The sequence below is a fragment of the Ensifer oleiphilus genome, assembly GCF_013371465.1.
Taxonomy (GTDB): Bacteria; Pseudomonadota; Alphaproteobacteria; order Rhizobiales; family Rhizobiaceae; genus Ensifer; species Ensifer oleiphilus.
The window spans coordinates 621,604-645,384 of sequence record NZ_JABWDU010000001.1; the positions used below are offsets into that span (position 1 = coordinate 621,604).

Sequence of the window (23,781 nt, forward strand, 5' to 3'; positions counted from 1 at the left end):
CCCCACGCTGCTAAAGAGAGGGCAATGCTCCATCCATGACGTTTGGCAAAATGCATCTGATCCTGGTTTCATCGCTCGTTCCCGTCGACAAACCTGCTTCAGGTTTCGATATCGCCAATCGTGCGGTGCTCGATGGTTTGCTTGCGCTTGGCCACCGGGTCAGTGTCGTCGGCTTCCTTCAGCCAGGACGCAAGCCCGCCCCCGGTTGCGAGATGCATCTGCTCGGCGAACTGGAAGTGACCAATGCCAAGGTCGGCCGCCGGCAGAAGCTGAGCTGGCTTTCAGCCGCCTTTCTCAATCGGACTTCGGTGTCTTCAGCCAAGATGCTGGGCGTGCCGGCCGGCCGGATCCAGTCGATCCTGGACGGTCTTGCGCCCTTCGACGGCGTGGTGCTCAACTCGGTGCAGCTGCCGGCCGCCTTCGCGCAGGTTTTCCGCCCCTATCCCTCGATTTACGTTGCTCACAATGTCGAAGCCGATTCCGCCCTGGAGAACGCCGAGCGCGCCAAGGGTGCGTTCGAGCGGTATCTGTTCCGGCGTGAGGCGTCTTATCTCGAGCGTTACGAACAGCAGCTCGCCCAAAACGCCGTCGCGTTGTGGACCTTTGCCGAGGCGGATCGTCTCGGATTCGGCCGTGCCGTTTCCGACCGGGCGTTCGTGGTGCCGCTGGTTACCAGCTGGGATGCGCCAATTTTGCCGGATGTCGAGCGCCAGCACGACCTCGGCCTGATCGGCACATGGAGCTGGCGGCCGAACCGGATCGGACTGGACTGGTTCCTCGATCAGGTCGTTCCGTATCTGCCGCGGGACATGTCGATCGCGGTCGCCGGCCAACTGGAGGGGACGCCGGCCGTTTCGCATCCCGGCATTCGTTTTGTCGGGCGTGTTCCCGACGCCCGCGCGTTCGTTGCAGCCGGTGCCGTCGTGCCACTGATCAGCCGTGGCGGGACGGGGGTGCAGCTGAAAAGTATCGAGACTTTCGAGCTCGGCATGCCGGCGGTTGCCACGCAGGCTTCTTTGCGCGGCATCGAGACCGTCCCGGCAAATTGTGCGCCGACTGACGATCCTCGCGAGTTTGCCCGTCTGCTGACTGAAAAAGTCGACCGCGCGCGCGACGGCCTCTCGCAGCGCCTGGACGGAGCAGTGTTTCACGAGGCCCAGAAGGCCCGGATGCTGCAGGTGATGCGGGCGGTGTTGCCCCGTTTTTCCGCAAGTGGCTCAACCGCGAAGGAGCGGCCACGATTGACGCTTCGCGACGGAGGTCGGTCATGACCAGATCTGCCGTCGCTGCGAACGCCTCGGTATCGCAGCGCATGATATTGGACATGCCGGTCGTCGATCTCGGCTGGGCGAATGCCTTTGCCTTTGCCAGCGAGGCGGTTTCTCATGGCAATGGTCAGGTCAGCCTTGCCTTCCTCAACGCGAACAATGCCAACCTGATGATGAAGGACGCGGAGTATCGCGATGTGCTGCGCCGTCAGGTTGTGTTCCCCGATGGGCACGGCGTCGATATCGCCTCTTACCTGTTCCATGGCAGCATGTTTCCGGCCAATCTCAACGGCACCGACTTCGTTCCAGCCCTGTTGACCTATATCGAGCGGCCGATGCGGGTCGCAATGATCGGCGCTCGGTCGGACGTGCTGGCGCGCGCGGCCGAGAACTTCCGCAGACACGCCCCTTGGCATGAATTCCTGCCGATTTCGGACGGTTTCTTCGACCGCAGCCGGTCGCGAGACGTACTCGCCGAGGTGCGGGCTTGCAATGCCGATATTCTGCTCGTGGCGATGGGGAGCCCGATGCAGGAGAAATGGGTCGATGCCCATGTCGGCCCACAGGACGCGCGGCTGGTCATCACCGTTGGCGCACTGTTCGATTTCGTGGCCCAGGCGTTTCCACGTGCGCCGAAGCTCTTGCGCAGGCTCCGTCTTGAGTGGCTGTATCGGCTGGCCATCGAGCCGAAACGCATGTGGCGCCGGTATATCCTGGGCAACCCTTTGTTCCTGTTGCATGTATTCCTGCACAAACTAACCGGGCGCGCTCGAAGAAGCGACGGAAACGAGAGCCTCGGAGCGCGAAAATGCTGACCGCACCCTCCATGCGAACCGCCATTGTCACGGCGTCCTACGCCAATGATTTCGAGCGCTGCCGACTGATGTGCGAAAGCATGGATCGTCGCCTGCAGGGTGACTGGATCCACTATCTGCTCGTCGCCGATTTCGACGTGGCGCTCTTCCGGCAGCTCGAAGGATCACGGCGGCAAGTGATCAGCGAGCGCGACCTTCTGCCCTGGTGGCTGCGACCCGTCACCGACCCGCTTTCTGCCGGGCGCCGCAAGATCTGGCTCAGCCCTTTTGGCCTGCCGCTTCGCGGCTGGCATGTGCAGCAGCTTCGGCGTCTCGCGCTAGCTCGCCACATCGAAGAACCGGCGATGTTCGCAGTCGATTCCGACGTCGTCTTCCTGCGCGATTTCGACCCCGCCACGCTCTGGCAGGGGGATCGGTTGACGCTTTATCGCAAGGATGCGGCAATTGATGCGAACATGCGTTCCAACCATCTGGCGTGGCTTGCGCATTCGGATCGGCTCCTGGGCATCGGCCCTTACGCGCTGCCGGCCAACGATTACATCAACACCTTGATCGCCTGGCGCAGCGACATATGCCGCAAGCTGGTCGACCATGTGGAAGCGCTGCACGGCCGCAACTGGGTTCGTGCGGTGACGAGGATGCGTGCCTTTTCCGAATGCACGATTTATGGCCGCTTCGTCGACGAGGTGCTGGGCGGGCAGGGACACAAGCCGTCGCCGGATGCGCTCTGCCATGTGCTCTGGTTCGACGACAGCTATCGGCAGGGCATCGCCGGCCTCAGGGATTTTCTGAGCGATCTGGCGCCGCATCAGATCGGCATCGGCGTACAGTCGTTCGTCGGTCACGATCTGGACGATATCCGCAAAGCGATCGTCGAGCTCGCGGCCTGAAAGGTGCGCGCGTCAGATGACCCGGCTCGCCGGCTTGCTCAGGGCCGTGTAGGTCAGGCCGAAGGATAGCAGATACAAAGCCAGGAAGATCAGGTTGAGCGATGGCGCCCACGCGGCGACATCGGTGGTCGTTCTTAGTAGCAGCGCAAGCAACCCCACTTTCACCACGCCTGCGACCAGCAGGTTCGCCATGCGCCGCACAGTGCGCCCGGTCGCATAAAGCAGTTCCGAGTGATACTCGATCAGATTGCGGAACGACGACACCAGCAGGATCATCGCCACGATCGGTGCTGCTGCCGAGACGTTACGTCCAAGGCCGTTCGGGAAAAGATGGAGATAGCCCGCCATTGCGGCGATGCCGACAAACGAGGCGGCAGCAACGGCAAACTCGATCGACAGGCGAACGGGCCAGCGGGCGATCGCATCGGGCGTGCGCATGATCCGCTGAACGAGCAAAGTGTTGAACGAGCGTACCGGCAGCGCGGTCAGATCGGCAAGCCGCATCAGGATCGCGTAGATACCGGAAACAGCCGGGCCGCCGATCGCCAGTACGGCGATCTTGTCGAACTCCGACTGGATGTAGAAGAGGATTTCGGCACCGGCGACCGAGACCGAATCGGCCCAGCGACGGAAATAGAGCCGGGGTTGCCAGCGGAGACGCACCCTTGGGTAAAAGACCGCGAGCGCAACGACGAGGCTGATGGCGTTGGCCGCCAGATAGAAGTGTGACCAGGCGCCAAGCGACTTGAATTGCAGCAGCGCAAACAGCAGCGCCGCCGCCGTGCGGATTGCCGTGGCGATGACGACAAGCAAGGCGCCGCGGCCGAACCGGCCGAGGCCGTTGAGGACGATGACCGCTGTCTCGAGCCCGCGCCAACAGACGATCTCCGCGGCCATGAAGGCCGCAAAGGTGCCCGCCGACATGTCGCGTGAGAAAAGCGCAAGGAAAGTGCCAATGCAGATCAACGCGATCATCGGCAGGGAAAGCAGCGCGCCGACGAGAAAACCGGCGCTGTAGGTGCCGACCAGCAGCGGCTTGACCGTCGCCACCCGATAGAGCGGGGACATGAAGCCGAAGGCGAGTGCCCGTGAGATCATGATGCCGGCGGCCGACGCCGTGGCAAAGAGCCCGAAGTCGGAAATGGAAAGCGTATTTGCGACGGCGATAAAATAGGCGAGCGACAACAGAAGCCGCCCCGCCGAGCCTCCCGTCATCGAGAGATAGGCGTGAATAAGCGCCCCGTGGCGACGATAAAGCGCTTTGATGCGGTGGAGCACGATCGAACTTCCAGTAGTCTCACCCGTCATAGACGGGAAAGCTTAATAAGGCGTGAGATTGCCCGATTTCGAGGTTGGTCTTTCTACAAAATTAACGATTTGTTTTCCCTGTTTCCTTAGGTTGAGTTCACTATTCGGAATTCGCCATCTCGGCCGCCGCGGGATAAGTCATGTTCAACGTCGACGACGAAAAACGCCTGGTTCCGCGTGCATCGTTGCTCGATATCGCAGCAGGGAGCCCGCGGGTCTCTGCGCGCGTGCAAAAGCCCGACGCCAAAGGTCGCGGATCCTCCGGCTCGTCGCTGCTCGACCGTTTTGTCGAGGCCGATGACGCGGCCGCTCATGCCGCGCCAAGACATGCATCTCGTCCGACACCGCAATCCAAAACAAAGCAACCCAAGACGCAGCAACCCAAGACGCCGGCATTGAGCGGCGCCGCCAGCCGGGGACCGCGCAAGCGCGGCCTTGGCAATACGCGCGGCAAGATTGCACAGTGGTTGGCTGGCCGGGGTGCGGATGACGCGTCCGGTGGTTCGGGTGGAGACGCACCGTTGCCGCCTGGCGATAGGCCGCTCGTCGACATCAAAGCGGTTCTTCGCTCCGTCTGGCAGGTTCGTTTCGTCATTGCCGCAACGACCATACTCGGCGCCATCGCCGGCGTCGCGATCGCCTTGTCGACCCCCAGCATCTACCTGTCAGAGAGCCGGCTCTATATCGATCCGCGCGAAGTGCGCTTGACGGATTCCGATCTTTCCAAACAGTCGCTGGCGACAGAGGGCATCCTTGCGCTTGTCGACAGCCAGCTCGAGGTTCTGCGCTCCCGCACGGTGATGGAGAAAGTTGCGCGCGATCTTGATCTGGAGAACGATGCCGAATTCTCGGGAACCGGTTCAGCGGAAGGTGAAGTCTCGCCGCGCACGCTCCAGAAATTGAGCGACGCCATCCGCGTGTGGCGCGACCCCAAGACCTTCATCGTTATCGTCGAGGCGCAAAGCAGAAGCCCGGAGCGGTCTGCACTCATCGTCAATCGGCTGGTCGAAACATTCCTCGGTGAGGAAACGGCGGCGCAATCGGGCTTTTTCCAGAAGACTACGGCGGCTCTCGATCAGCGCATCGTCGAACTCAAGGCCGAACTCGACACTGCCGAGAAGGCGATTGAGGAATACAAGGCGCGCAACGACATCGTCGGCGCGGGCGGCGAGTTGATTGCCGACAAGCAATTGCTCAGTCTGAGCGACCAGGTCGCCTCTGCGCGCAACCGGATTGCCGAAGCCAAGGCGAAAGCCGAGGTGTCTGGAAGGGTCCGGATCGATGATGTCCTGACCGGCGCTTTTCCCGAGGAGGTCGGTTCGATGGCGCTTGCCGAGCTGCGCAAGCAATATGCGGCGACCAGAGCGCAGCTGAGCTCGCTCGACGCCAGCCTTGGCCCCCGTCATCCGCAGCGCATTGCGGTGGTGCAATCGCTCGAATCGTCGCGCGCCGAAATTGCCAACGAGCTGCGGCGCATCGCCGCCGGCGCTCAGACCGAGCTCGATCGCGCCCAGCGGGCGGAACAGGATCTCGTGCGGCAGTTCGCGGCGCAGAAGGCCCGCCAGATCAATTCGTCCGGCGAAATGGTCGAGCTGCGTGAACTGGAGCGAAACGCCGCCGCGACCCGCGAGATCTATGAATCCTTCCTGAAGCGCGCCAGCGAAACGCGCGAGGAGGAGAAGCTGACGGCAAAGAACATCCGCGTCATTTCCCGGGCGGAGCCTGCCCTGCAGCCCAAAGGGCCGTCTCGCAAGATCATCGTCATTGGCGCAACGCTGGCGGGTCTTTTCGCCGGTATCGGCCTCGGTGTCCTGCTCGGGATCTATCGCAGCCTGAACGGCTTGTTTGTCAGGCCGAAGGGCGGGCCGACGGAAACCGTCGACCCGGAGCCGCCGGAGCCCGGCACGGACCCGGATCCCTTGCCCGGCACACGCAGCCAGCGGGAGGAGCAAGTGCGCGAGATGGACCTGCCGCCGCCGTTCTCGCCGGCGGCGCACCATGCCCAGTCGCTGACCGCCGCCTATCTCGCTTCCCGCGAACTGGTGAAGCAGGAGCCCCCCGGCAAGCGCTCGCCTCGCGGTTTCGAACCCGACGAGGATGTCGGTATCGCCCAGGTTCAGGACGATCTTCGTGCGCTCAGGTCCCGCGTCGAGAGCTACTCTCGCCAGAAAGTCGCGCGTCGCTGAACCTCGGGATTTGCGGGTGTCATCAAGGCGGCCCTTCAGTGATGAGAGGAAATGACGCTGCCTGCACTGTAAACGTGCGTCTGGCGATGCCTGCCCCTTGCATTTATGCGTTTGGGACAGCATAGGGCGCTTTGAGGCAATCGCCTTTCCCGAGGCGAATTAGAGTGTGCCGCGAACAGGAAGCCAGGAGGAATGCCGTGACGACTGTGATTGATGGCAAGCAGGTCGCCGCTTCGGTTATCGAGGCCGTAAAATCCGCGACGCAAGCGCTTGAAGCGGATGCGGGCGTGCGTCCCGGTCTCGCGGTGGTGATCGTCGGCAACGATCCGGCGAGCCATGCCTATGTCTCCTCCAAGAGCAAAATGGCCAAGGAATGCGGCTTCCAGTCAGTCCAGCACACCCTGCCTGAGGACACGAGCCAGGACGATCTGGCGGCCCTCGTTGCCAAGCTCAACGCGGACGCCAGTATTCACGGCATTCTCGTCCAGCTGCCGCTGCCCAAGCCTCTGAATTCCGAACCGATCATCCAGTCGATCCTGCCGGAAAAGGACGTGGACGGTCTGCATGTGGTCAACGCCGGCAAGTTGGCGACCGGCGATCTCGAAGGCGGTCTGGTTTCCTGTACGCCCGCCGGCGCGATGGTATTCGTGCGCCAGACCCACGGAGAGGACCTTTCGGGCCTGAACGCAGTTGTCATCGGCCGCTCGAACCTTTTCGGCAAGCCGATGGCGGCTTTGCTGCTTGCCGCCAACGCGACGGTGACGACGGCGCATTCGCGCACGAAGGATCTGCCGGCGGTCTGCCGCAATGCCGATATTCTGGTCGCGGCTGTCGGTCGCCCGGAGATGGTCAAGGCGGATTGGGTCAAGGCCGGCGCGACCGTCATCGATGTCGGCATCAACCGCGTCTCCGCACCGGAAAAGGGTGAAGGCAAATCCAAGCTCGTCGGCGACGTTGCTTTCGGTGAAGTGGAAAAGGTCGCAGGCGTGATCACGCCGGTACCGGGAGGCGTCGGTCCGATGACCATCGCCATGCTGATGGCAAACACGGTGATTGCCGCCTATCGCAAGGCGGGCCGCAAGCCGCCGCGCTTCTGATCGGCAAAAGCTCGCCCGACCCATGATGCGCCGCTTTCGCGGCGCATTTCATTTTTGCGGGGCTGGACCGGTGGAGGCGCGCACGATCAATTCGGCGCGCCAGAGTTCCTGCTCGGGATGATCGCCGCTCTTCAGGATGCCGGCGATCAGTCGGGTCGCGATGCGCCCACCGGCCGCCCGGAGCGACGAGCGCGTCGTCGTCAGTGGTACGCTGAAGTTTTCCGGCTTCAGCATCGGCAGCACATCGTCATGCGCGATCAACGAGATGTCGCGACCTATCATCAGTCCCGCCTGGTTGATGGCCCTGACGGCACCGAGCGCCAGCACCGTGCTCGAGCATAAGACCGCGGTCGGGGCGTCAGGCTGCTGCAGAAACCTCTGCATGCTCCGGTACCCGTGTTCGTCGGTCATCAGCGAGTGATGGACGAGCGCCTCGTCGAGGTTAAGGCCATGCTCGGCCAGCGCCCGGGCCATGCCTTTCCGGCGGCGAATGGAAAAGCTGAGATAGTCCGGCCCGTTGATCAGCGCGATCCGCTGGTGGCCAAGCTGGATCAGCAGCCGCGTCGCATCGTAAAAAGCGCCGGTATTGTCGATGTCGAGGAACGGATAGTCCCGTGTCTCGCCGATCGAACGTCCATGCACGACAAAGGGAATAGGCAGCGATTTCAGCATGGCGATGCGCGGATCGTTGGCGCGCATGTAGGCAAGGAACAGCGCATCGACATTGCCGCTGGCCGCCAGCCTCTGGAAGGTCGTCTCTTCATCTTCCGGCGCGCTGGGATTGAGCACGAAATGGAAGTCGTGTTTGACCGCTTCCTCGCCAAGCCCCGCCAGGAATTCCCCGAAATGCACGTCGGAATCGATGCCGGCTGCGATCGGCATGACCATGCCGATCGAATAGGCCTTACCGGTGGCAAGCCGCTGGGCCGCCCGGTTTGGCCGATAGCCGGTTTCGCGCACGGCCTGCAGCACGCGCTGGCGGGTCTCCGCATTGACTTCCGGGTAGCCGTTCAGCGCCCGGCTCACTGTCGTCTGCGACAGGCCGAGAAGCTCCGCGAGCTGCTTGAGATTGACCGCCATGGTCAATTTTCCTCCCAAAGCGCTTTGGATATCCCTTTGATTTTTGTGGTTTCATCCAGCGCCCTCAATTTCTGTAGCACTCGTTTTTTATCATACAAAGCAGAATTAGCCGGCTTCGCGCTGCAAAAAGTTGCCGCAAAGCAAAATAATGTCGGATAGGAGACGTTGAATCGAAAGCGCTTGACTCCTGGAGCGTCGCAATGGTTTGTTAGCAAACTCAAAGCGCTTTGAATTTTGCGCATTGATGATCTGCCCGGCGGGATCCGGGTTCATCTTGGGAGGAGAACAACGTGAAGAGATCATTTCTGTTGAGCGTGGCCGCGCTGGCGCTGTTTGCGGGCGCTGCCGGCGCTGCGGATCTGAAGTTCAAGCCTGGCGAAGACAGCAAATTCAACTGGGCGAGCTTCGAGGAATTCAAGAAGGGTCATGACCTCAAGGGCCAGACGCTGACGATCTTCGGCCCCTGGCGCGGCGAGGACGAGGCGCTCTTCAAGAGCGTCTATGCCTATTTCGTCGAGGCGACCGGCGTCGAGATCAAGTATTCGTCCTCTGAAAACTACGAGCAGCAGATCGTCATCGACACTCAGGCCGGCAGCCCGTCCGATATTTCCATTCTGCCGCAACCGGGCCTCATCGGCGACCTCGCGTCCAAGGGCTACCTGACGCCGCTCGGCGATGACACCCAGAAGTGGCTGCTCGACAATTATGCGGCCGGCCAGTCCTGGGTCGACCTTTCGACCTACAAGGGCAAGGACGGTAACGCCGCCCTTTATGCCTTCCCCTACAAGATCGACGTGAAGTCGCTGGTCTGGTATTCGCCGGAGAATTTCGAGGACGCCGGCTACGAAGTGCCGAAAACCATGGAAGAGCTGAAGGCGCTGACCGAGAAGATCGCTGCCGACGGCGGCAAGCCCTGGTGCATCGGCCTCGGCTCGGGTGGCGCCACCGGCTGGCCCGCCACCGACTGGGTGGAAGACATGATGCTGCGCACGCAGCCGGCCGATGTCTATGACAAGTGGGTCAAAAACGAGATCCCGTTCAACGATCCGGCCGTCGTTGGTGCGATCGACGAGTTCGGCTGGTTTGCCAAGAACGACAAGTTCGTCGATGGCGGCGCGGCTGCGGTTGCATCGACCGACTTCCGCGACAGCCCGAAGGGCCTCTTCGCGTCGCCGCCGAAGTGCTACCTGCATCACCAGGCCTCGTTCATCCCGTCCTTCTTCCCTGAAGGCACTGTGATCGGTGAGGATGCCGACTTCTTCTATATGCCGCCTTACGAAAGCAAGAAGGATCTCGGCAATCCGGTTCTGGGCGCCGGCACGCTGGCGATGATCACCAAGGACACGCCGGCCGCGCGCGCCTTCATCGAATTCCTGAAGACGCCGATCGCGCACGAAGTCTGGATGGCGCAGACGAGCTTCCTGACGCCTTACAAGAGCGTCAACGTCGACACCTACGGCAATCCGCCGCTGAAAAAGCAGGGTGAAATCCTGCTGAACGCGACGACGTTCCGCTTCGACGGCTCCGACCTGATGCCCGGCAAGATCGGCGCAGGCGCCTTCTGGACCGGCATGGTCGATTTCGTCGGCGGCAAGTCTGCCACCGACGTGGCCGACAGCGTTCAGAAGGCCTGGGACGCCATCAAGTAAAACCGGACGGCGGGCGGCGACTGCGTCGCCCGCCCAGTCCTCTGGGTCCGTCGAACGTTCGGTGCGGCGGGACCCCAACGAGAACGGCGACAATCGCCATGCCCTGCACGCAAAGTGCATTTGAGGGGAGGGACATGTCATGCAACAGCTCGTCTTTGCAGTAGCAACGATGGTGGCCGGGGTTCTCGGCTGTGCGGCCTATTTCTGGGGAACCAGTTTCCTCCTCGATTTGATCTTCCCGTCGAAGGGACGATCCGGCATCGAGGGGTCGCGCAACCTGCGCATCACCAATGCCATCCGGCCATGGCTGTTTCTTGCCCCGGCGCTGTTCGCCCTGACGATCTACCTCATCTACCCCGTGATCATGTCGGTCTGGTTCAGCGTGCATGACCGCGGCGGCCAGAATTTTGTCGGCGCCAGCAACTACGTCTGGATGCTGAACGACGGCGAATTTCGCCAGTCGATCTTCAACAACTTCCTCTGGCTCCTGGTGGTTCCGGCGCTTGCGACCTTCTTCGGGCTGGTGATCGCCGCTTTGACCGACCGCATCTGGTGGGGCAATATAGCGAAGACCCTGATCTTCATGCCGATGGCGATTTCCTTCGTCGGCGCGGCCGTTATCTGGAAGTTCATCTACGATTATCGTGCCGAAGGCACCGAGCAGATCGGCCTCTTGAACGCCATCGTCGTCGCCTTTGGCGGCGATCCGCAGGCCTGGATCACGCTGCCCTTCTGGAACAACTTTTTCCTGATGGCCATTCTGGTCTGGATCCAGACCGGTTTTGCCATGGTGATCCTCTCGGCAGCACTGCGCGGCATCCCGGAAGAAACGGTCGAGGCCGCCGTGATCGATGGCGCCAACGGCTGGCAGATCTTCTTCAAGATCATGGTGCCGCAGATCTGGGGCACGATCGCCGTGGTCTGGACGACCATCACCATCCTCGTCCTCAAGGTCTTCGACATCGTGCTGGCGATGACCAACGGGCAATGGCAGAGCCAGGTGCTCGCCAATCTCATGTTCGACTGGATGTTCCGTGGCGGCGGCGACTTCGGTCGCGGCGCGGCGATCGCCGTCGTCATTATGGTGCTGGTCATCCCGATCATGGTCTGGAACATCCGCAATGCGGCCAAAGAAATGAAGGGGCACTGAGATGAACCCGGCGACGCGCTCCCCTCTCACCTGGGCCGTACATCTCTCGGTCCTTCTCCTGGTCGCGCTTTGGACGCTGCCGACCGCCGGCCTTTTGATCTCGTCGCTGCGCGACAAGGATCAGCTTGCGGTCTCCGGCTGGTGGACGGCACTGTCGACCTCGACCCAGAACATCGTCGCCCGCGCGCCGGGCGCTGACACGCAGGTCGAGCGCGACGGCAAGTTCGTGATCTCGGGCGACGTGCTCGAAGGCACTGCCGCCGGCGAGGTCTCCGCCTTCGGTTTTTCGAGCCAAAAGCCGACGGCGTTCAAAGCCGGCGAAACGGCCGAGCTGAATGACGGCGAGAAACTGACGGTACAGGCAGATGGCAGCTTCGAGATCGTCTCCGACACCAAGATGGAAGGCTCGCGTGGCCAGCGTATCTTCTTCACCGCCGCCGTCCCGCCGCGCTTCACCTTCGACAATTATGTCGAGGTCCTGAGCGCCGAAGGCATCGGTGCTTCCTTCATCAATTCTCTGACGGTCGCCATTCCCTCGACAATCATCCCGATCCTGATCGCGGCCTTCGCGGCTTACGCGCTCGCATGGATGCCGTTTCCGGGACGCGCGATCCTGATCGCCGTCGTCGTCGGCCTGCTGGTCGTGCCGCTGCAGATGTCGCTGATCCCGCTTCTGAAACTCTATAACGGCGTCGGCGCCTTCTTCGGCGTACCGGCCAAGACCTATGTCGGCATCTGGCTTGCCCATACCGGCTTCGGCCTGCCGCTGGCGATCTATCTGCTGCGCAACTACATGGCCGGCCTGCCGCGCGAGATCATGGAATCCGCGCGCGTCGATGGCGCCAGCGACTTCGACATCTTCGTCAAGATCATCCTGCCGCTGTCGTTTCCGGCACTGGCGTCGTTTGCGATCTTCCAGTTCCTGTGGACCTGGAACGACCTGCTGGTAGCCATCGTCTTCCTCGGCGCCGGCCAGGACGAGCTGGTCCTGACCGGCCGGCTGGTCAATCTTCTCGGTTCTCGCGGCGGCAATTGGGAAATCCTGACTGCGTCGGCCTTCATCACCATCATCGTCCCCCTGATCGTTTTCTTCAGCCTGCAGCGCTACCTCGTGCGTGGTCTGCTGGCGGGATCGGTCAAGGGCGGTTGATCTCACAGGGACTTCTGAACGCAATGAGCATGACTGAAATGAGCGGATCCACATTAGAGGTCGACAAGGACTGGTGGCGCGGCGCGGTGATCTATCAGATCTATCCGCGCTCCTACCAGGACTCCAACGGCGACGGCATCGGCGATCTCAAGGGCATTACCGCCCGGCTGCCGCATGTCGCGTCGCTCGGTGCCGATGCGATATGGATCTCGCCCTTCTTCACCTCGCCGATGAAGGATTTCGGCTATGACGTCTCGAACTATACCGACGTCGACGGCATCTTCGGCAATCTCGCCGATTTCGATAAACTGATCGCCGAGGCGCACCGCCTCGGCATCCGGGTCATGATCGATCTCGTTCTGTCGCATACCTCGGACCAGCACCCCTGGTTCGTCGAAAGCCGCGGCAGCCGGACGAACGCCAAGGCAGACTGGTACGTCTGGGCGGACTCCAAGCCCGATGGAACGCCGCCCAACAACTGGTTGTCGATCTTCGGCGGCTCGGCCTGGGCCTGGGATCCGACGCGGCTGCAATACTACCTGCACAACTTCCTGACCTCGCAGCCTGACCTCAATCTGCACAATCCGGATGTGCAGGAGGCGCTTTTGGCCGTCGAGCGCTTCTGGCTGGAGCGCGGTGTCGATGGCTTCCGCCTCGACACCATCAACTTCTACTTCCACGACAAGCAACTGCGCGACAATCCGGCGCTGGCGCCCGAGCGCCGCAATGCTTCCACCGCGCCCACCGTCAATCCGTACAATTATCAGGAACATCTCTACGACAAGAACCAGCCGGAGAACCTGGCGTTTCTGAAGCGCTTCCGTGCGGTCATGGACGAGTTTCCCGCCATCGCCGCCGTCGGCGAGGTCGGCGACAGCCAGCGCGGCCTTGAGATCGCGGGTGAGTACACCTCGGGCGGCGACAAGATGCACATGTGCTACGCCTTCGAATTTCTGGCGCCAGAAGCGCCGACGCCGGAGCGCGTTGCCGAGGTGTTGCGTGATTTTCACAAGGCGGCACCCGAGGGTTGGGCCTGCTGGGCCTTTTCCAATCACGACGTCGTCCGCCATGTCAGCCGCTGGGGCGATGGCGTGGCCGATCAAGACGCTTACGCCAAGCTGCTCGCCAGTCTGCTGCTGTCGCTGCGCGGTTCCGTTTGCATCTATCAGGGTGAGGAGTTGGCACTTACGGAAGCCGAGCTTGCCTATGAAGACCTGAAGGATCCCTACGGCATTCAGTTCTGGCCCGATTTCAAGGGCCGCGATGGCTGCCGGACGCCGATGGTCTGGGACAGCGCTGCGGTCAACGGTGGCTTCGGCGATGCCAAACCTTGGCTGCCGGTGGCGGCCGAGCATCTGAAGCGGGCAGTCTCCGTGCAGAAGGGCAATGAGGCCTCTGTCATGGAGCACTATCGCCGCTTCCTGCAGTTCCGCAAAGCGCATCCGGCCTTTGCCAAGGGCGAGATCGAGTTTCGCGGCACGGATGGGCCGGTGCTGGCCTTCGTGCGCAGCCACGGCAACGAGAAGCTGTTCTGCGTCTTCAACATGAGCGGCGCGGCTGCTGCGGCCGATCTGCCGAAGGAGCCGGTGGAAGCGCTGGAAGGTCACGGCTTTGCCGCCGCGATCAAGGACAACAAGGTCAATCTTCCGGCCTGGAGCGCATTCTTCGCGCGCCTGGTTTGAGACAGACATAAGAGACGAAGGGGAGGGTGCGATGACAGGTCTGACGCTTAAAGATATCCGCAAGTCCTACGGTGCGGTCGATGTCATTCACGGCATCAATCTCGACATCAAGCAGGGCGAGTTCGTCGTGTTTGTCGGCCCGTCCGGCTGCGGCAAGTCGACTTTGCTGCGCATGATCGCCGGCCTGGAGGAGATCACCGGCGGCGACATGTTCATCGACGGCGAGCGCGTCAACGATGTGCCGCCGTCCAAGCGCGGCATTGCCATGGTATTCCAGTCCTATGCGCTCTATCCGCATATGACCGTCTACGACAACATGGCCTTCGGCATGCGCATTGCCAAGGAGAGCAAAGAGGAGATCGACAGGCGCGTGCGCGCCGCCGCCGATATCCTGCAGCTCACCAAATACCTCGATCGCTTGCCGAAGGCGCTTTCCGGCGGCCAGCGCCAGCGCGTGGCGATCGGTCGGGCGATCTGCCGCGATCCCAAGGTCTTCCTGTTCGACGAGCCGTTGTCGAACCTCGACGCTGCACTGCGCGTCGCCACCCGCATCGAAATCGCCAGGCTCAACGAGCAGATGGCCGACACGACGATGATCTACGTCACCCACGACCAGGTAGAGGCTATGACGCTCGCCGATCGTATCGTCGTGCTGTCGGCGGGGCATATCGAGCAGGTCGGCCCGCCGCTCGAGCTTTACGAACGCCCGGCGAACCTGTTCGTCGCTCGTTTCATCGGCTCACCGGCGATGAACGTCATTCCCGCGACGATCACCGCCACCGGCCCGCAGACGACGGTGAAGCTTGCCGGCGGCAAGTCGGTGACGCTCGATATCGCCACCAACGCTTCCGAGAACGGCAAGAACGCGAGCTTCGGCGTGCGTCCGGAAGACCTGCAGACGGCGAGCGGCGAGGACTTCCTTTTCGAAGGCACGGTGGCCATCGTCGAGGCGCTCGGCGAGGTGACGCTGCTCTACATTGAAGGGCTGGTCGAGAAGGAGCCGATCATCGCCAAGATCCCCGGCATTCTGCCGGTGCATCGCGGCGAGAAAGTCCGGTTCACCGCCGACAAGACCAAGCTGCATCTGTTCGACGACGGTGGCAAGAGCTACCGCGCCTGAGAAAAGGCACCGCCGCTTGCCTCATCGACCCGTCCGATTTTCGGACGGGTTTTTCTGTGCCAGGGCTCTCAATCTACCCTCTGTTAAATTTCTTCCTCTAGCCTGATGGACAGGGGATATTAAGAGGCCTGTTGAATGACGACCGCGGCACCGATGATGCAGCAGCACTTCCTGAACAGGGAAGAATCTTTCATGTACGATCGCGAAACGACGTTCCCGATGGAGGACACGCGGAACGAGGCGCGGATCGAATATACGGAAAAAGGCATGACGCAGCTGAGCTCCCGCCGCTGCGAAATCATCAAGCTGTCGAAAAGCGGTGCCGTCCTTGGCATCCTGACGAAGTACCAGCTGCCGCAGAATTTCTACCTCGACATTCCAAGCGCCCGCATCCAGATGGTCGGCTGCCTGCTCAAGCGCGTGCACGCCAACAACATCGTCGAAGCGCGCTTCCTGCGACTGCTAACCGACCGCGATCTCAATCGCATTTTCGTCTACAGCACGCATCCGAACCACCGGAACCGCACGCTCGACATCTATCGCTGAGCGGCGGAAATCCGTATGGCGCGCCGGCCCAAACCAAGCGGGCTGGCGGTTGATGCATCGTTGCGGGACGGGCAGTCATCACCTGGTGGCGGCCGCATGCACTTGACTTCGTGCTTCAGTTTGGAACTGTTTTCGTCTTCACCGGAAGCGAGGCAATCCATCGATGGCGCCACCCTACCGTCTTTCCTGCCATTGCGGCGACATCGCCATTGAAGTCGATGCGGAGCTTTCGGGGCTGATCGAGTGCAATTGCTCGACTTGCCGGCGCACCGGTTTCCTTCACTGGAAGGTCGATGCCGGCGAGATCCGGCTGATCACGGAGAAACGGCGCCTCTCTACCTATGTCTGGCGCGGTGTGACCGAGGGGCATCATTTCTGCCCCACCTGCAGCGTCGCCATCATGCGCAGCGGCTATCCGAACGATCGCGTCTCGCTCAATGCGCGCTGCATCGAGGATATCGACATCTTCACCCTCGACGCCCAGGTCTATGACGGTCGAAACGGCATGCATCAGGGACCACTGAAGTGACGCGCGCCTTCGCGCGCCGGCGCACTGCCGACGGCGATTGTCGGCAGTGAGGGCTCGGTGGAAGTGAACGCCTCGGCGGTGCCGCCGAGGCTCCGTTCAGTTGAACAGCACACTTGCACCGTGGTCGGCTGAGCCGGCAATGGCCCGGAACGGCGCGAACAGTTCGCGCCCCATGCCGAATTCGTTGTCGGAGAGATCGGCATGGGCGGGAATGCGCGTCTTCAGCGCGATATCCTCGACCAGCACCTCGATCGTGCCGGTGACGGCATCGATGCGCACGATGTCGCCTTCCTGGATGCGGGCGATCGGCCCGCCGTCCTTGGCCTCCGGCGTCACGTGGATGGCGGCTGGCACCTTGCCCGAGGCGCCCGACATGCGGCCGTCGGTAAGGATCGCCACGCGCTGGCCGCGATCCTGCAGGATGCCGAGCACGGTCGTCAGCTTGTGCAGCTCCGGCATGCCGTTCGCCTTCGGGCCCTGGAAGCGCACCACGGCGACGAAATCGCCTTCGAGCTTGCCGGCCTTGAAGGCGGCGTTCAATTCGCCCTGGTCGTGGAAGATCTTCGCCGGCGCCTCGATGACGTGGCGGTCCGGCTTGACGGCGGAGATCTTGATGACCGCCTTGCCGAGATTGCCGGTCAGCATCTTCAGGCCGCCCGAATGCTGGAACGGGTGGTCGATGGTGGAAAGGACCTTCGGGTCACCGCTTTCGGCTGGTGTCGGCACGCGCTCGACGCCGCCATCCGCGCCAAGCCGGACGTCGATCTTGTAGGCGTCGAGGCCCTGGCCAACGACGGTGCGCACGTCGTCATGCAGCAGGCCGCCGCGAAGCAGCTGGCTGATCAGGAAGCCCATGCCGCCGGCCGCATGGAAGTGGTTCACGTCGGCAAGGCCGTTCGGGTAGACGCGCGCAAGCAGCGGCACGATGTCCGAAAGCTCAGAAATATCCTGCCAGGTCAAAAGGATGCCGGCCGCACGGGCCATGGCGACGAGGTGCATGGTGTGGTTGGTGGAGCCGCCCGTCGCATGCAGGCCGACGACGCCGTTGACGATCGAACGCTCGTCGATCATTTCGCCGGCCGGCGTAAACTCGTTGCCCATGGCGGTGATCGCCAGCGCCCGCTTCGTCGCTTCCTTCGTCAGCGCGTCGCGCAGCGGCGTGCCGGGATTGATGAAGGAGGCGCCGGGCAGGTGGAAGCCCATGATCTCCATCAGCATCTGGTTGGAATTGGCCGTGCCGTAGAAGGTGCAGGTGCCCGGGCCGTGATAGGATTTGGACTCCGCTTCGAGCAACTCCTCGCGGCCGACCTTGCCTTCGGCAAAGAGCTGCCGCACGCGCGCCTTCTCGTCGTTCGGCAGGCCCGTCGTCATCGGTCCGGCCGGAACGAACACGGCCGGCAGATGGCCGAAGGTCAGGGCGGCGATGACGAGGCCCGGCACGATCTTGTCGCAGACGCCGAGATAGACGGTGGAATCGAACATGTTGTGCGACAGGCCGACACCGGCGGCCATGGCGATCAGGTCGCGGGAAAACAGTGACAGTTCCATGCCCGGCTGGCCCTGGGTGACACCGTCGCACATGGCCGGTACGCCGCCGGCAACCTGGGCAACCCCGCCCGCCTCGCGCGCCGCCTCGCGGATCATCGCTGGATAGGTCTCGAACGGCTGATGGGCCGAAAGCATGTCGTTATAGGAGGTGATGATGCCGAGGTTGGGGACGCGGTCGCCCGCGAGCGCCACCTTCTCGGCGGGGGAACAGACGGCAAACCCGTGGGCGAGGTTGCCACAGCCGAGAACGCTCCGATGCGGTCCGCTGGAGGCGGCGCGGCGCACGCGATCGAGATAGGGCTCTCGGTGCGGCTTTGAACGCTCGACGATGCGGGCGGTGATTGCGGCAATGCGGGAATCGGCGGACATGGCAAATCCTGTTCCGGAGCGCTCACGCTCCTCATCTTCATCCTGTCATCGATCCGGAGCGTTGCCTGCCTGGGAGAACGTGCAGGCCACGCCCCGGTATGAACTCTTTCAACACCTTCGCATTCCGGTGGGGCGCCACCGGTTGAAAGTGTCCTGATCAACCGGTGATCCGGCCGTTATGGCGCCCAGTATATCTGCAGCGGCGAGGCTGCACGGCGCAGCATGGTGCGGATCGGCATCTCGGCCTCGTCGCCGGGGCCTTCCGCCTTGGCAAGCACCACCTTCTTGCCTTCGCCCTCGATGTGCAGGATCAACAACCTGGCGTCGTGAAGGCTGGAGAAGGTGAACGTCAGGCGCGGCTCGCCGGCGCCTTCTGCTTCCATGGTGATGACGCCGCGTGGCGTCGTCGCGTCGATCGCCCTTGAAAGTTGCGTGCCGCCTGGGAAGAACGACGCGGTGTGGCCATCCGTTCCCATGCCGAGCACGACGACGTCGAAGGGCGCGCCGATCTTTGCCGTATCGTTGCTTGCGAGCACGGCCGCATCTTCCGCCGAAGCGGCTGCGTGGTAAAGCGGCAGGAAATGCGCTTTCGCCGCAGGGCCCTGCAGCAGGTTGGCCGTCACCAGCGCGTGGTTGGAGCGATCGCTTTCCGGCGGAACGAAGCGTTCGTCCACCAGCGTGACCGTGACCTTGTCCCAGGCGATGTCCTTCTTGGCGAGCGCCTGGAAGAAGGCCTTCGGGGTAGACCCGCCGGAAACGGCAATGCTGGCGGTTCCGCGCGCGGCAATACCGGATGCAAGAGCCGCGCTAACGGTGTTCGCCAACCCTTCAGCGAGGACAGCGCCAGTGTCGAATGTGTGAAGCGTCGTGCTCATTTCTAACCTATATCGCATCGTGCCAAGTGCGGCCGTCGCGCTCGATCAGCGCGATCGACTGGCTCGGACCCCAGGTGCCGGCGGTATAACCCTGCACCTGCTGTCCGGTTTCTTCCCAGGCCTTCAGGATCGGATCGACCCACTTCCATGCCGCCTCGACCTCGTCACGGCGCACGAACAGCGTCTGGTTGTTGCGCACGACGTCGAACAGCAGCCGCTCGTAGGCATCCGCATTGCGCACGTCGAAGGCCTCGGCAAAGCTCATGTCGAGCGAGACGTTGCGAAGACGCATGCCGCCCGGGCCCGGATCCTTGATCATCAGCGACTGCTTGACGCCTTCGTTCGGCTGCAGGCGGATGACCAGCTGGTTGGCGGAAATGCGACCGGCACTGTTGTCGAAGATCGAGTGCGGGATCTGCTTGAAGGTGATGACGATTTCCGACATGCGACCGGCAAGCCGCTTGCCGGTGCGGATGTAGAACGGCACGCCGGCCCAACGCCAGTTGCTGACCTCGGCCTTGATCGCGACGAAGGTTTCTGTGTTGGAAACGCCGCCTTCGAGCTCTTCGAGGTACCCTTTGACCGGGCCGCCGGCGGAGGCGCCTGCACGGTACTGACCGCGCACGGTCACCTGCTCGACATTGGAGGCGTTGACCGGCTTCAGCGCGCGCAGAACTTTGAGCTTTTCGTCGCGCACGGCTTCCGCGTCCATCGATGTCGGCGCTTCCATGGCAACGAAGCAGACGAGCTGCAGGATATGGTTCTGGACCATGTCGCGCAGCGCGCCGGCCTTGTCGTAGTAGCCAGCCCGATTTTCAAGGCCGACCGCTTCCGAAACGGTGATCTGCACGTGGTCGATATGGGCGGAGTTCCACAGCGGCTCGTAGAGCGCGTTGGCGAAACGCAGCGCCATCAGGTTCTGCACCGTCTCCTTGCCGAGATAGTGGTCGATGCGAAAAATCTGCTCTTCGCGGAAGACCTTGCCGATCGTGTCGTTGAGCTCGGTCGCAGACGCCAGGTCTCGCCCGATCGGCTTTTCAACGACGATGCGGGTTGTCTTGGTGATCAGCTTGTGGTCGCGGATCTTTTCGGAGATATCGCCGAAGATCGCGGGCCCGACGGCGAGGTAAAAGGCGCGGATGCGCTCCTTGCCCTCTTCCAGGATCTTCTTCAGCTGATCCCAGCCCTGGTCCGACTTGGCGTCGACCGAGACGTAGAAGAGACGGGCGGTGAATTTCGCCACTTCCTCTTCATTGTATTCGGCCGGCTTCAGATGTTCCTTCAGCGCATCGGCGGCAAATTTGCGATATTCCTCATGCGTCAACGCGGCGCGCGAGGCGCCGATGACGCGGGTCGGCTCAGTGATCTGGCCTTCCATCTGGCGGTGGTAGAGCGCTGGCAGCAGCTTGCGCTCGGCGAGATCGCCGGTGCCCCCGAACACGACGTAGTCAAACGGTTCGACGGGAATGATCTGGCTGCTCATAGGATAATCTCGATCTTGTTCAGGTCAGGGACACATATAATCTAATCGATTTAAAGGCGCTAGGGTGCGACGCAATAAAATGGCCTTCAATGCTCGTTCTAATGCATGTCGCCCGAAAGTGTCCTGCGGTTTCGGGGCCACGACATGCATAAAAGCAAAAGCCTAAGGCACGTGCGTGACGCTATTTTCACGCAACGCGCCTTAGAGCTTGTCGCGAAGCGCGTACCAGCTGAGCGCGAGGAACAGAAGCGGCGACCGGAAGCGTGACCCGCCGGGAAAAGCCGGTATTTTCAAGGCTTTCAACAGGTCGAGTTCCGTCTCTTTGCCAAGCGCCAGGTCAGCGTAGAGCTTGCCGCAATAGTTGGAAAGCATGACGCCGTGGCCGGAATAACCGCCGATCGAGGTGACGCCCGGCATGACCTCGCGACAGAAGGGCGTGCGTGGCATGGTGATGCCGACGGAGCCGCCCCAGCCATGGGTGATCTTGATGTTGCCGAGTTCCGGATAGATCTCGCTGATCTGTCGGCGGATATGGGTGGAAATGTCGCGTGGGTTGTCGGCGGTGTAGGCTTCGCGCCCGCCGAACAACAACCGTCCGTCTTTCGATTTGCGGAAATAGCGCACGACGAAGCGCGAATCGTCGACCGATTCGCCGCCGGGCAGCACATTCGGATGAGCGGAAAGAACCTCGGTCGCGCCGATGAAGGAGCGGATCGGCATCACATGGCTGGCGCTGACGGGCTCGAGATTGCCGATATAGGCGTTGCAGGCGACAAGCACCCGGTCTGCGGTGATCGTGCCGCGATCGGTGGTGATGACAACGGCTGATCCCTTGCGTTCGATCTTCTGAGCCTTCGTCCGCTCGAACAGGTTGGCGCCGGCAAACCCTGCCTGCTTTGCGAGCCCCACCAGCAGCTTCATCGGATGGATATGCCCGGTGCCAGCGTCGCGGATCCCGAAGTGATAACGGGATGATCCGAGGCGACTTGCCGTCTCCTCCCGTTCCATGAACGAGAGATGCGGATAACCAAAACGTGTCGCCATCGCCTCGACGTGGTCGCGGTAGTCCTTCTCCAGGCTCTTCTTGTGACCGACCGAGAGCTGCCCCGGCATGAACTCGATGTCGATTGCATGTTCGGCGGCAAAGTCGAGCACGTGCCGCTTGGCGTTCTCGGCCATGTCGAAGAGCGCCTGCGCCTGTTCATGGCCAAGCGTTTCCTCGGTTTCGTCAGCCCAGGCGCGCTGGCCGGTGCCGAACTGGCCGCCATTGCGCCCCGACGCGCCGTCGCCGAAGCGGCAGGCGTCGATGAGGGTGACATCGACGCCCTGCCTGGCAAGATTGTAGGCCGCCTGAAGCCCGGTGTAGCCGCCGCCGATGACGGCGATATCGGCCTTGCGCGTTCCCGGCATCTGCGGGAATTCCGGTCGATCCGGAACGGTTGCCTCATACCAGGAGTAACCGGGCGAGATCGGGCTTTGCCAAGGCATCGGACAGCCTTTCAGGTCAGACGTTCAGCAGCAGGAACTCGCGTTCCCACGGGCTGATGACCTGCATGAAGGTTTCGAACTCGCCACGTTTCACGCCGGCATAGATGGCGATGAATTCGGGGCTCAGCACCTCGGCAAGCGAGGGCGCCGATTCCAGCAGCGAAACGGCCTCGAGCAGCCCGCGCGGCAGATCGATTTCGCCTTCGTTGGCGGTGTCTTCCGTCGGTGCCGAGGGCTCGCGACCCTCGATGATGCCCAGATAGCCGCAGGCAAGCGAGGCGGCGAGCGCCAGATAGGGGTTGGCATCCGAACTCGGCAGCCGGTTCTCGATCCGCCGCGCAACCGGTTCGGACACCGGAATGCGGAAGGCGGTCGTGCGGTTGTCGTAACCCCAGGCGGTGTTCACCGGAGCCGACATGTCGGGCGTAAGCCGGCGGAAGGAGTTCACATAAGGTGCCATCATCACCAGCGTGCGCGGCACATAGTGCTGCATGCCGCCGATGAAATTGAAGAACTCCTTGGAGGCCGAACCATCCGGATTGGAAAACAGGTTGCGGCCGGTGTTGATCTCGATCACCGACTGGTGAATGTGCATGGCCGAACCCGGCTGGCCCTGCATCGGCTTGGCCATGAAGGTCGCGTAGATACCGTGCTTCAGCGCCGCCTCGCGGATGGTGCGCTTGAACAGGAACACCTGGTCGGCAAGCTCGATCGGATCGCCGTGGCGAAGGTTGATCTCGAGCTGCGCGGGACCTTCCTCGTGGATCAGCGTGTCGATCTCCAGGCCCTGCTTCTCCGAGAAGTGATAGATGTCGTCGATCAGTTCGTCGAACTCGTTGATGCCGGCGATCGAGTAGCCCTGGCCGCCGAGGATCGAGCGGCCGGAGCGGCCTTTCGGCGGATGCAGCGGATAGTCGGGATCGTCATTGGTGGCGACGAGGTAGAACTCGATCTCGGGGGCGACGACCGGCTTCCAGCCCTTCTGGCGGTAGAGATCGACCACGCGCTTCAGGACGTTGCGCGGCGTGTAGCTGATCTGCTCACCTTCGGAGCCGACGATGTCGCAGATCACCTGCGCTGTCGGATCGGTTTCCCAAGGCACCACCGAAAGCGTCGAAAGGTCGGGCACGAGCTTGATGTCGCTGTCGCGCGAATCGTAGCGGAACTGTCCGGTCTCGTCGGGATATTCGCCTGATATCGTGTGGCGGTAGACGGCTGATGGCAGCGCCAGCGAGGTGTTGGATGTGAACTTGGAAGTCGGCATCATCTTGCCGCGGGGAACGCCGGCAAGGTCGGGCGTGATGCATTCGATGTCTTCGATCCCGCGGATCTTCAGCCAGTCCGTTGCTTCCTTCCAGGTCTTGACGCCTCGGAGGGAATGCAGGGCGGCGGGTATTTTCGAGGTCTTGCTGATTTTCGTTGATTGTTGGGCAGCACTTCTCTTGGAGGGCATAAATCACCGGTTTTGGCTTCGGATGGCGCATCATAACCGGAGATTGGCAATTGGCTAGAGCGGGACGATTGACTTTCGCCTCCTTCACCGGAAAG

Annotated in this window: 20 protein-coding genes; 12 read left to right on the forward strand and 8 right to left on the reverse strand. The window is 62.2% G+C overall.

The window, feature by feature from the left end; all coding sequences use genetic code 11:
* Positions 1-35: 35 nt before the first annotated feature.
* From HT585_RS03030 to HT585_RS03040, 3 genes are read left to right on the forward strand one after another with little or no spacing between them, the layout of a single operon-like run.
* Complete coding sequence (locus HT585_RS03030) at positions 36-1,271, forward strand: glycosyltransferase (protein WP_176351541.1); 1,236 nt, start codon at positions 36-38, stop codon at positions 1,269-1,271.
* On the forward strand, positions 1,268-2,083 hold the full coding sequence (locus HT585_RS03035; RefSeq protein WP_176351542.1) for a WecB/TagA/CpsF family glycosyltransferase: 816 nt from the start codon (positions 1,268-1,270) through the stop codon (positions 2,081-2,083). The genes HT585_RS03030 and HT585_RS03035 overlap by 4 nt, the downstream gene beginning before the upstream one ends.
* Entirely contained in the window at positions 2,077-2,973 is an 897-nt protein-coding gene (locus tag HT585_RS03040; RefSeq protein ID WP_246707559.1) for a DUF6492 family protein, read from the forward strand. The genes HT585_RS03035 and HT585_RS03040 overlap by 7 nt, the downstream gene beginning before the upstream one ends.
* Positions 2,974-2,985: 12 nt before the next feature.
* On the opposite strand, the gene HT585_RS03045 is transcribed toward HT585_RS03040, so the two are convergent.
* Positions 2,986-4,281 (reverse strand): lipopolysaccharide biosynthesis protein, encoded by a 1,296-nt coding sequence (locus tag HT585_RS03045; protein WP_210270302.1) that lies wholly within the window; start codon positions 4,279-4,281, stop codon positions 2,986-2,988.
* Positions 4,282-4,421: 140 nt separating this feature from the next.
* Here HT585_RS03045 and HT585_RS03050 point away from each other — a divergent pair, with 140 nt between their 5' ends.
* The gene (locus tag HT585_RS03050; protein ID WP_176351544.1) at positions 4,422-6,467 is read left to right on the forward strand and encodes a GumC family protein; all 2,046 of its coding nucleotides are present in this window, start codon (positions 4,422-4,424) and stop codon (positions 6,465-6,467) included.
* A gap of 197 nt (positions 6,468-6,664) precedes the next feature.
* On the forward strand, positions 6,665-7,564 hold the full coding sequence (gene folD / locus HT585_RS03055; protein WP_176351545.1) for a bifunctional methylenetetrahydrofolate dehydrogenase/methenyltetrahydrofolate cyclohydrolase FolD: 900 nt from the start codon (positions 6,665-6,667) through the stop codon (positions 7,562-7,564).
* Positions 7,565-7,612: 48 nt separating this feature from the next.
* On the opposite strand, the gene HT585_RS03060 is transcribed toward folD, so the two are convergent.
* Positions 7,613-8,644: a LacI family DNA-binding transcriptional regulator gene (locus tag HT585_RS03060; protein WP_176351546.1), complete on the reverse strand. Its 1,032-nt coding sequence runs from the start codon at positions 8,642-8,644 to the stop codon at positions 7,613-7,615.
* A 2-nt stretch (positions 8,645-8,646) separates the two neighbouring features.
* On the reverse strand, positions 8,647-8,886 hold the full coding sequence (locus tag HT585_RS03065) for a hypothetical protein (protein WP_176351547.1): 240 nt from the start codon (positions 8,884-8,886) through the stop codon (positions 8,647-8,649).
* Positions 8,887-8,934: 48 nt separating this feature from the next.
* Here HT585_RS03065 and HT585_RS03070 point away from each other — a divergent pair, with 48 nt between their 5' ends.
* The 7 genes from HT585_RS03070 (at position 8,935) to HT585_RS03100 (ending at position 16,470) form a co-directional block, all read left to right on the forward strand.
* Positions 8,935-10,293 carry an extracellular solute-binding protein gene (locus HT585_RS03070; protein WP_176351548.1) on the forward strand — a complete coding sequence of 453 codons (1,359 nt, stop codon included), beginning with the start codon at positions 8,935-8,937 and terminating at the stop codon, positions 10,291-10,293.
* Between the two features lie 139 nt (positions 10,294-10,432).
* A complete protein-coding gene (locus HT585_RS03075; protein ID WP_176351549.1) occupies positions 10,433-11,443 on the forward strand; it encodes a carbohydrate ABC transporter permease in 1,011 nt (336 codons plus the stop codon).
* 1 nt (position 11,444) lies between these two features.
* Positions 11,445-12,593: a carbohydrate ABC transporter permease gene (locus HT585_RS03080; RefSeq protein WP_176351550.1), complete on the forward strand. Its 1,149-nt coding sequence runs from the start codon at positions 11,445-11,447 to the stop codon at positions 12,591-12,593.
* Between the two features lie 23 nt (positions 12,594-12,616).
* Positions 12,617-14,275, forward strand: coding sequence for a beta-galactosidase BglA (bglA, locus tag HT585_RS03085; RefSeq protein WP_176351551.1), 1,659 nt, complete (start codon positions 12,617-12,619; stop codon positions 14,273-14,275).
* Between the two features lie 31 nt (positions 14,276-14,306).
* Positions 14,307-15,395: an ABC transporter ATP-binding protein gene (locus HT585_RS03090; RefSeq protein ID WP_176351552.1), complete on the forward strand. Its 1,089-nt coding sequence runs from the start codon at positions 14,307-14,309 to the stop codon at positions 15,393-15,395.
* A gap of 135 nt (positions 15,396-15,530) precedes the next feature.
* Positions 15,531-15,941 (forward strand): hypothetical protein, encoded by a 411-nt coding sequence (locus HT585_RS03095; RefSeq protein ID WP_176351553.1) that lies wholly within the window; start codon positions 15,531-15,533, stop codon positions 15,939-15,941.
* 163 nt (positions 15,942-16,104) lie between these two features.
* Complete coding sequence (locus tag HT585_RS03100) at positions 16,105-16,470, forward strand: GFA family protein (protein ID WP_176351554.1); 366 nt, start codon at positions 16,105-16,107, stop codon at positions 16,468-16,470.
* Positions 16,471-16,566: 96 nt separating this feature from the next.
* Here HT585_RS03100 and edd read toward each other — a convergent pair whose 3' ends face one another.
* From edd to HT585_RS03125, 5 genes are all read right to left on the reverse strand, one after another.
* Entirely contained in the window at positions 16,567-18,387 is a 1,821-nt protein-coding gene (gene edd, locus HT585_RS03105; RefSeq protein ID WP_176351555.1) for a phosphogluconate dehydratase, read from the reverse strand.
* A gap of 176 nt (positions 18,388-18,563) precedes the next feature.
* Positions 18,564-19,262 (reverse strand): 6-phosphogluconolactonase, encoded by a 699-nt coding sequence (pgl, locus tag HT585_RS03110; RefSeq protein WP_176351556.1) that lies wholly within the window; start codon positions 19,260-19,262, stop codon positions 18,564-18,566.
* Between the two features lie 7 nt (positions 19,263-19,269).
* Positions 19,270-20,745, reverse strand: coding sequence for a glucose-6-phosphate dehydrogenase (zwf, locus tag HT585_RS03115; protein ID WP_173419034.1), 1,476 nt, complete (start codon positions 20,743-20,745; stop codon positions 19,270-19,272).
* 201 nt (positions 20,746-20,946) lie between these two features.
* Positions 20,947-22,233, reverse strand: a complete 1,287-nt coding sequence (locus HT585_RS03120) for an NAD(P)/FAD-dependent oxidoreductase (RefSeq protein WP_176351557.1) — start codon at positions 22,231-22,233, stop codon at positions 20,947-20,949.
* Positions 22,234-22,249: 16 nt separating this feature from the next.
* Positions 22,250-23,686 (reverse strand): glutamine synthetase family protein, encoded by a 1,437-nt coding sequence (locus HT585_RS03125; RefSeq protein WP_176351558.1) that lies wholly within the window; start codon positions 23,684-23,686, stop codon positions 22,250-22,252.
* Between the last annotated feature and the right edge of the window lie 95 nt (positions 23,687-23,781).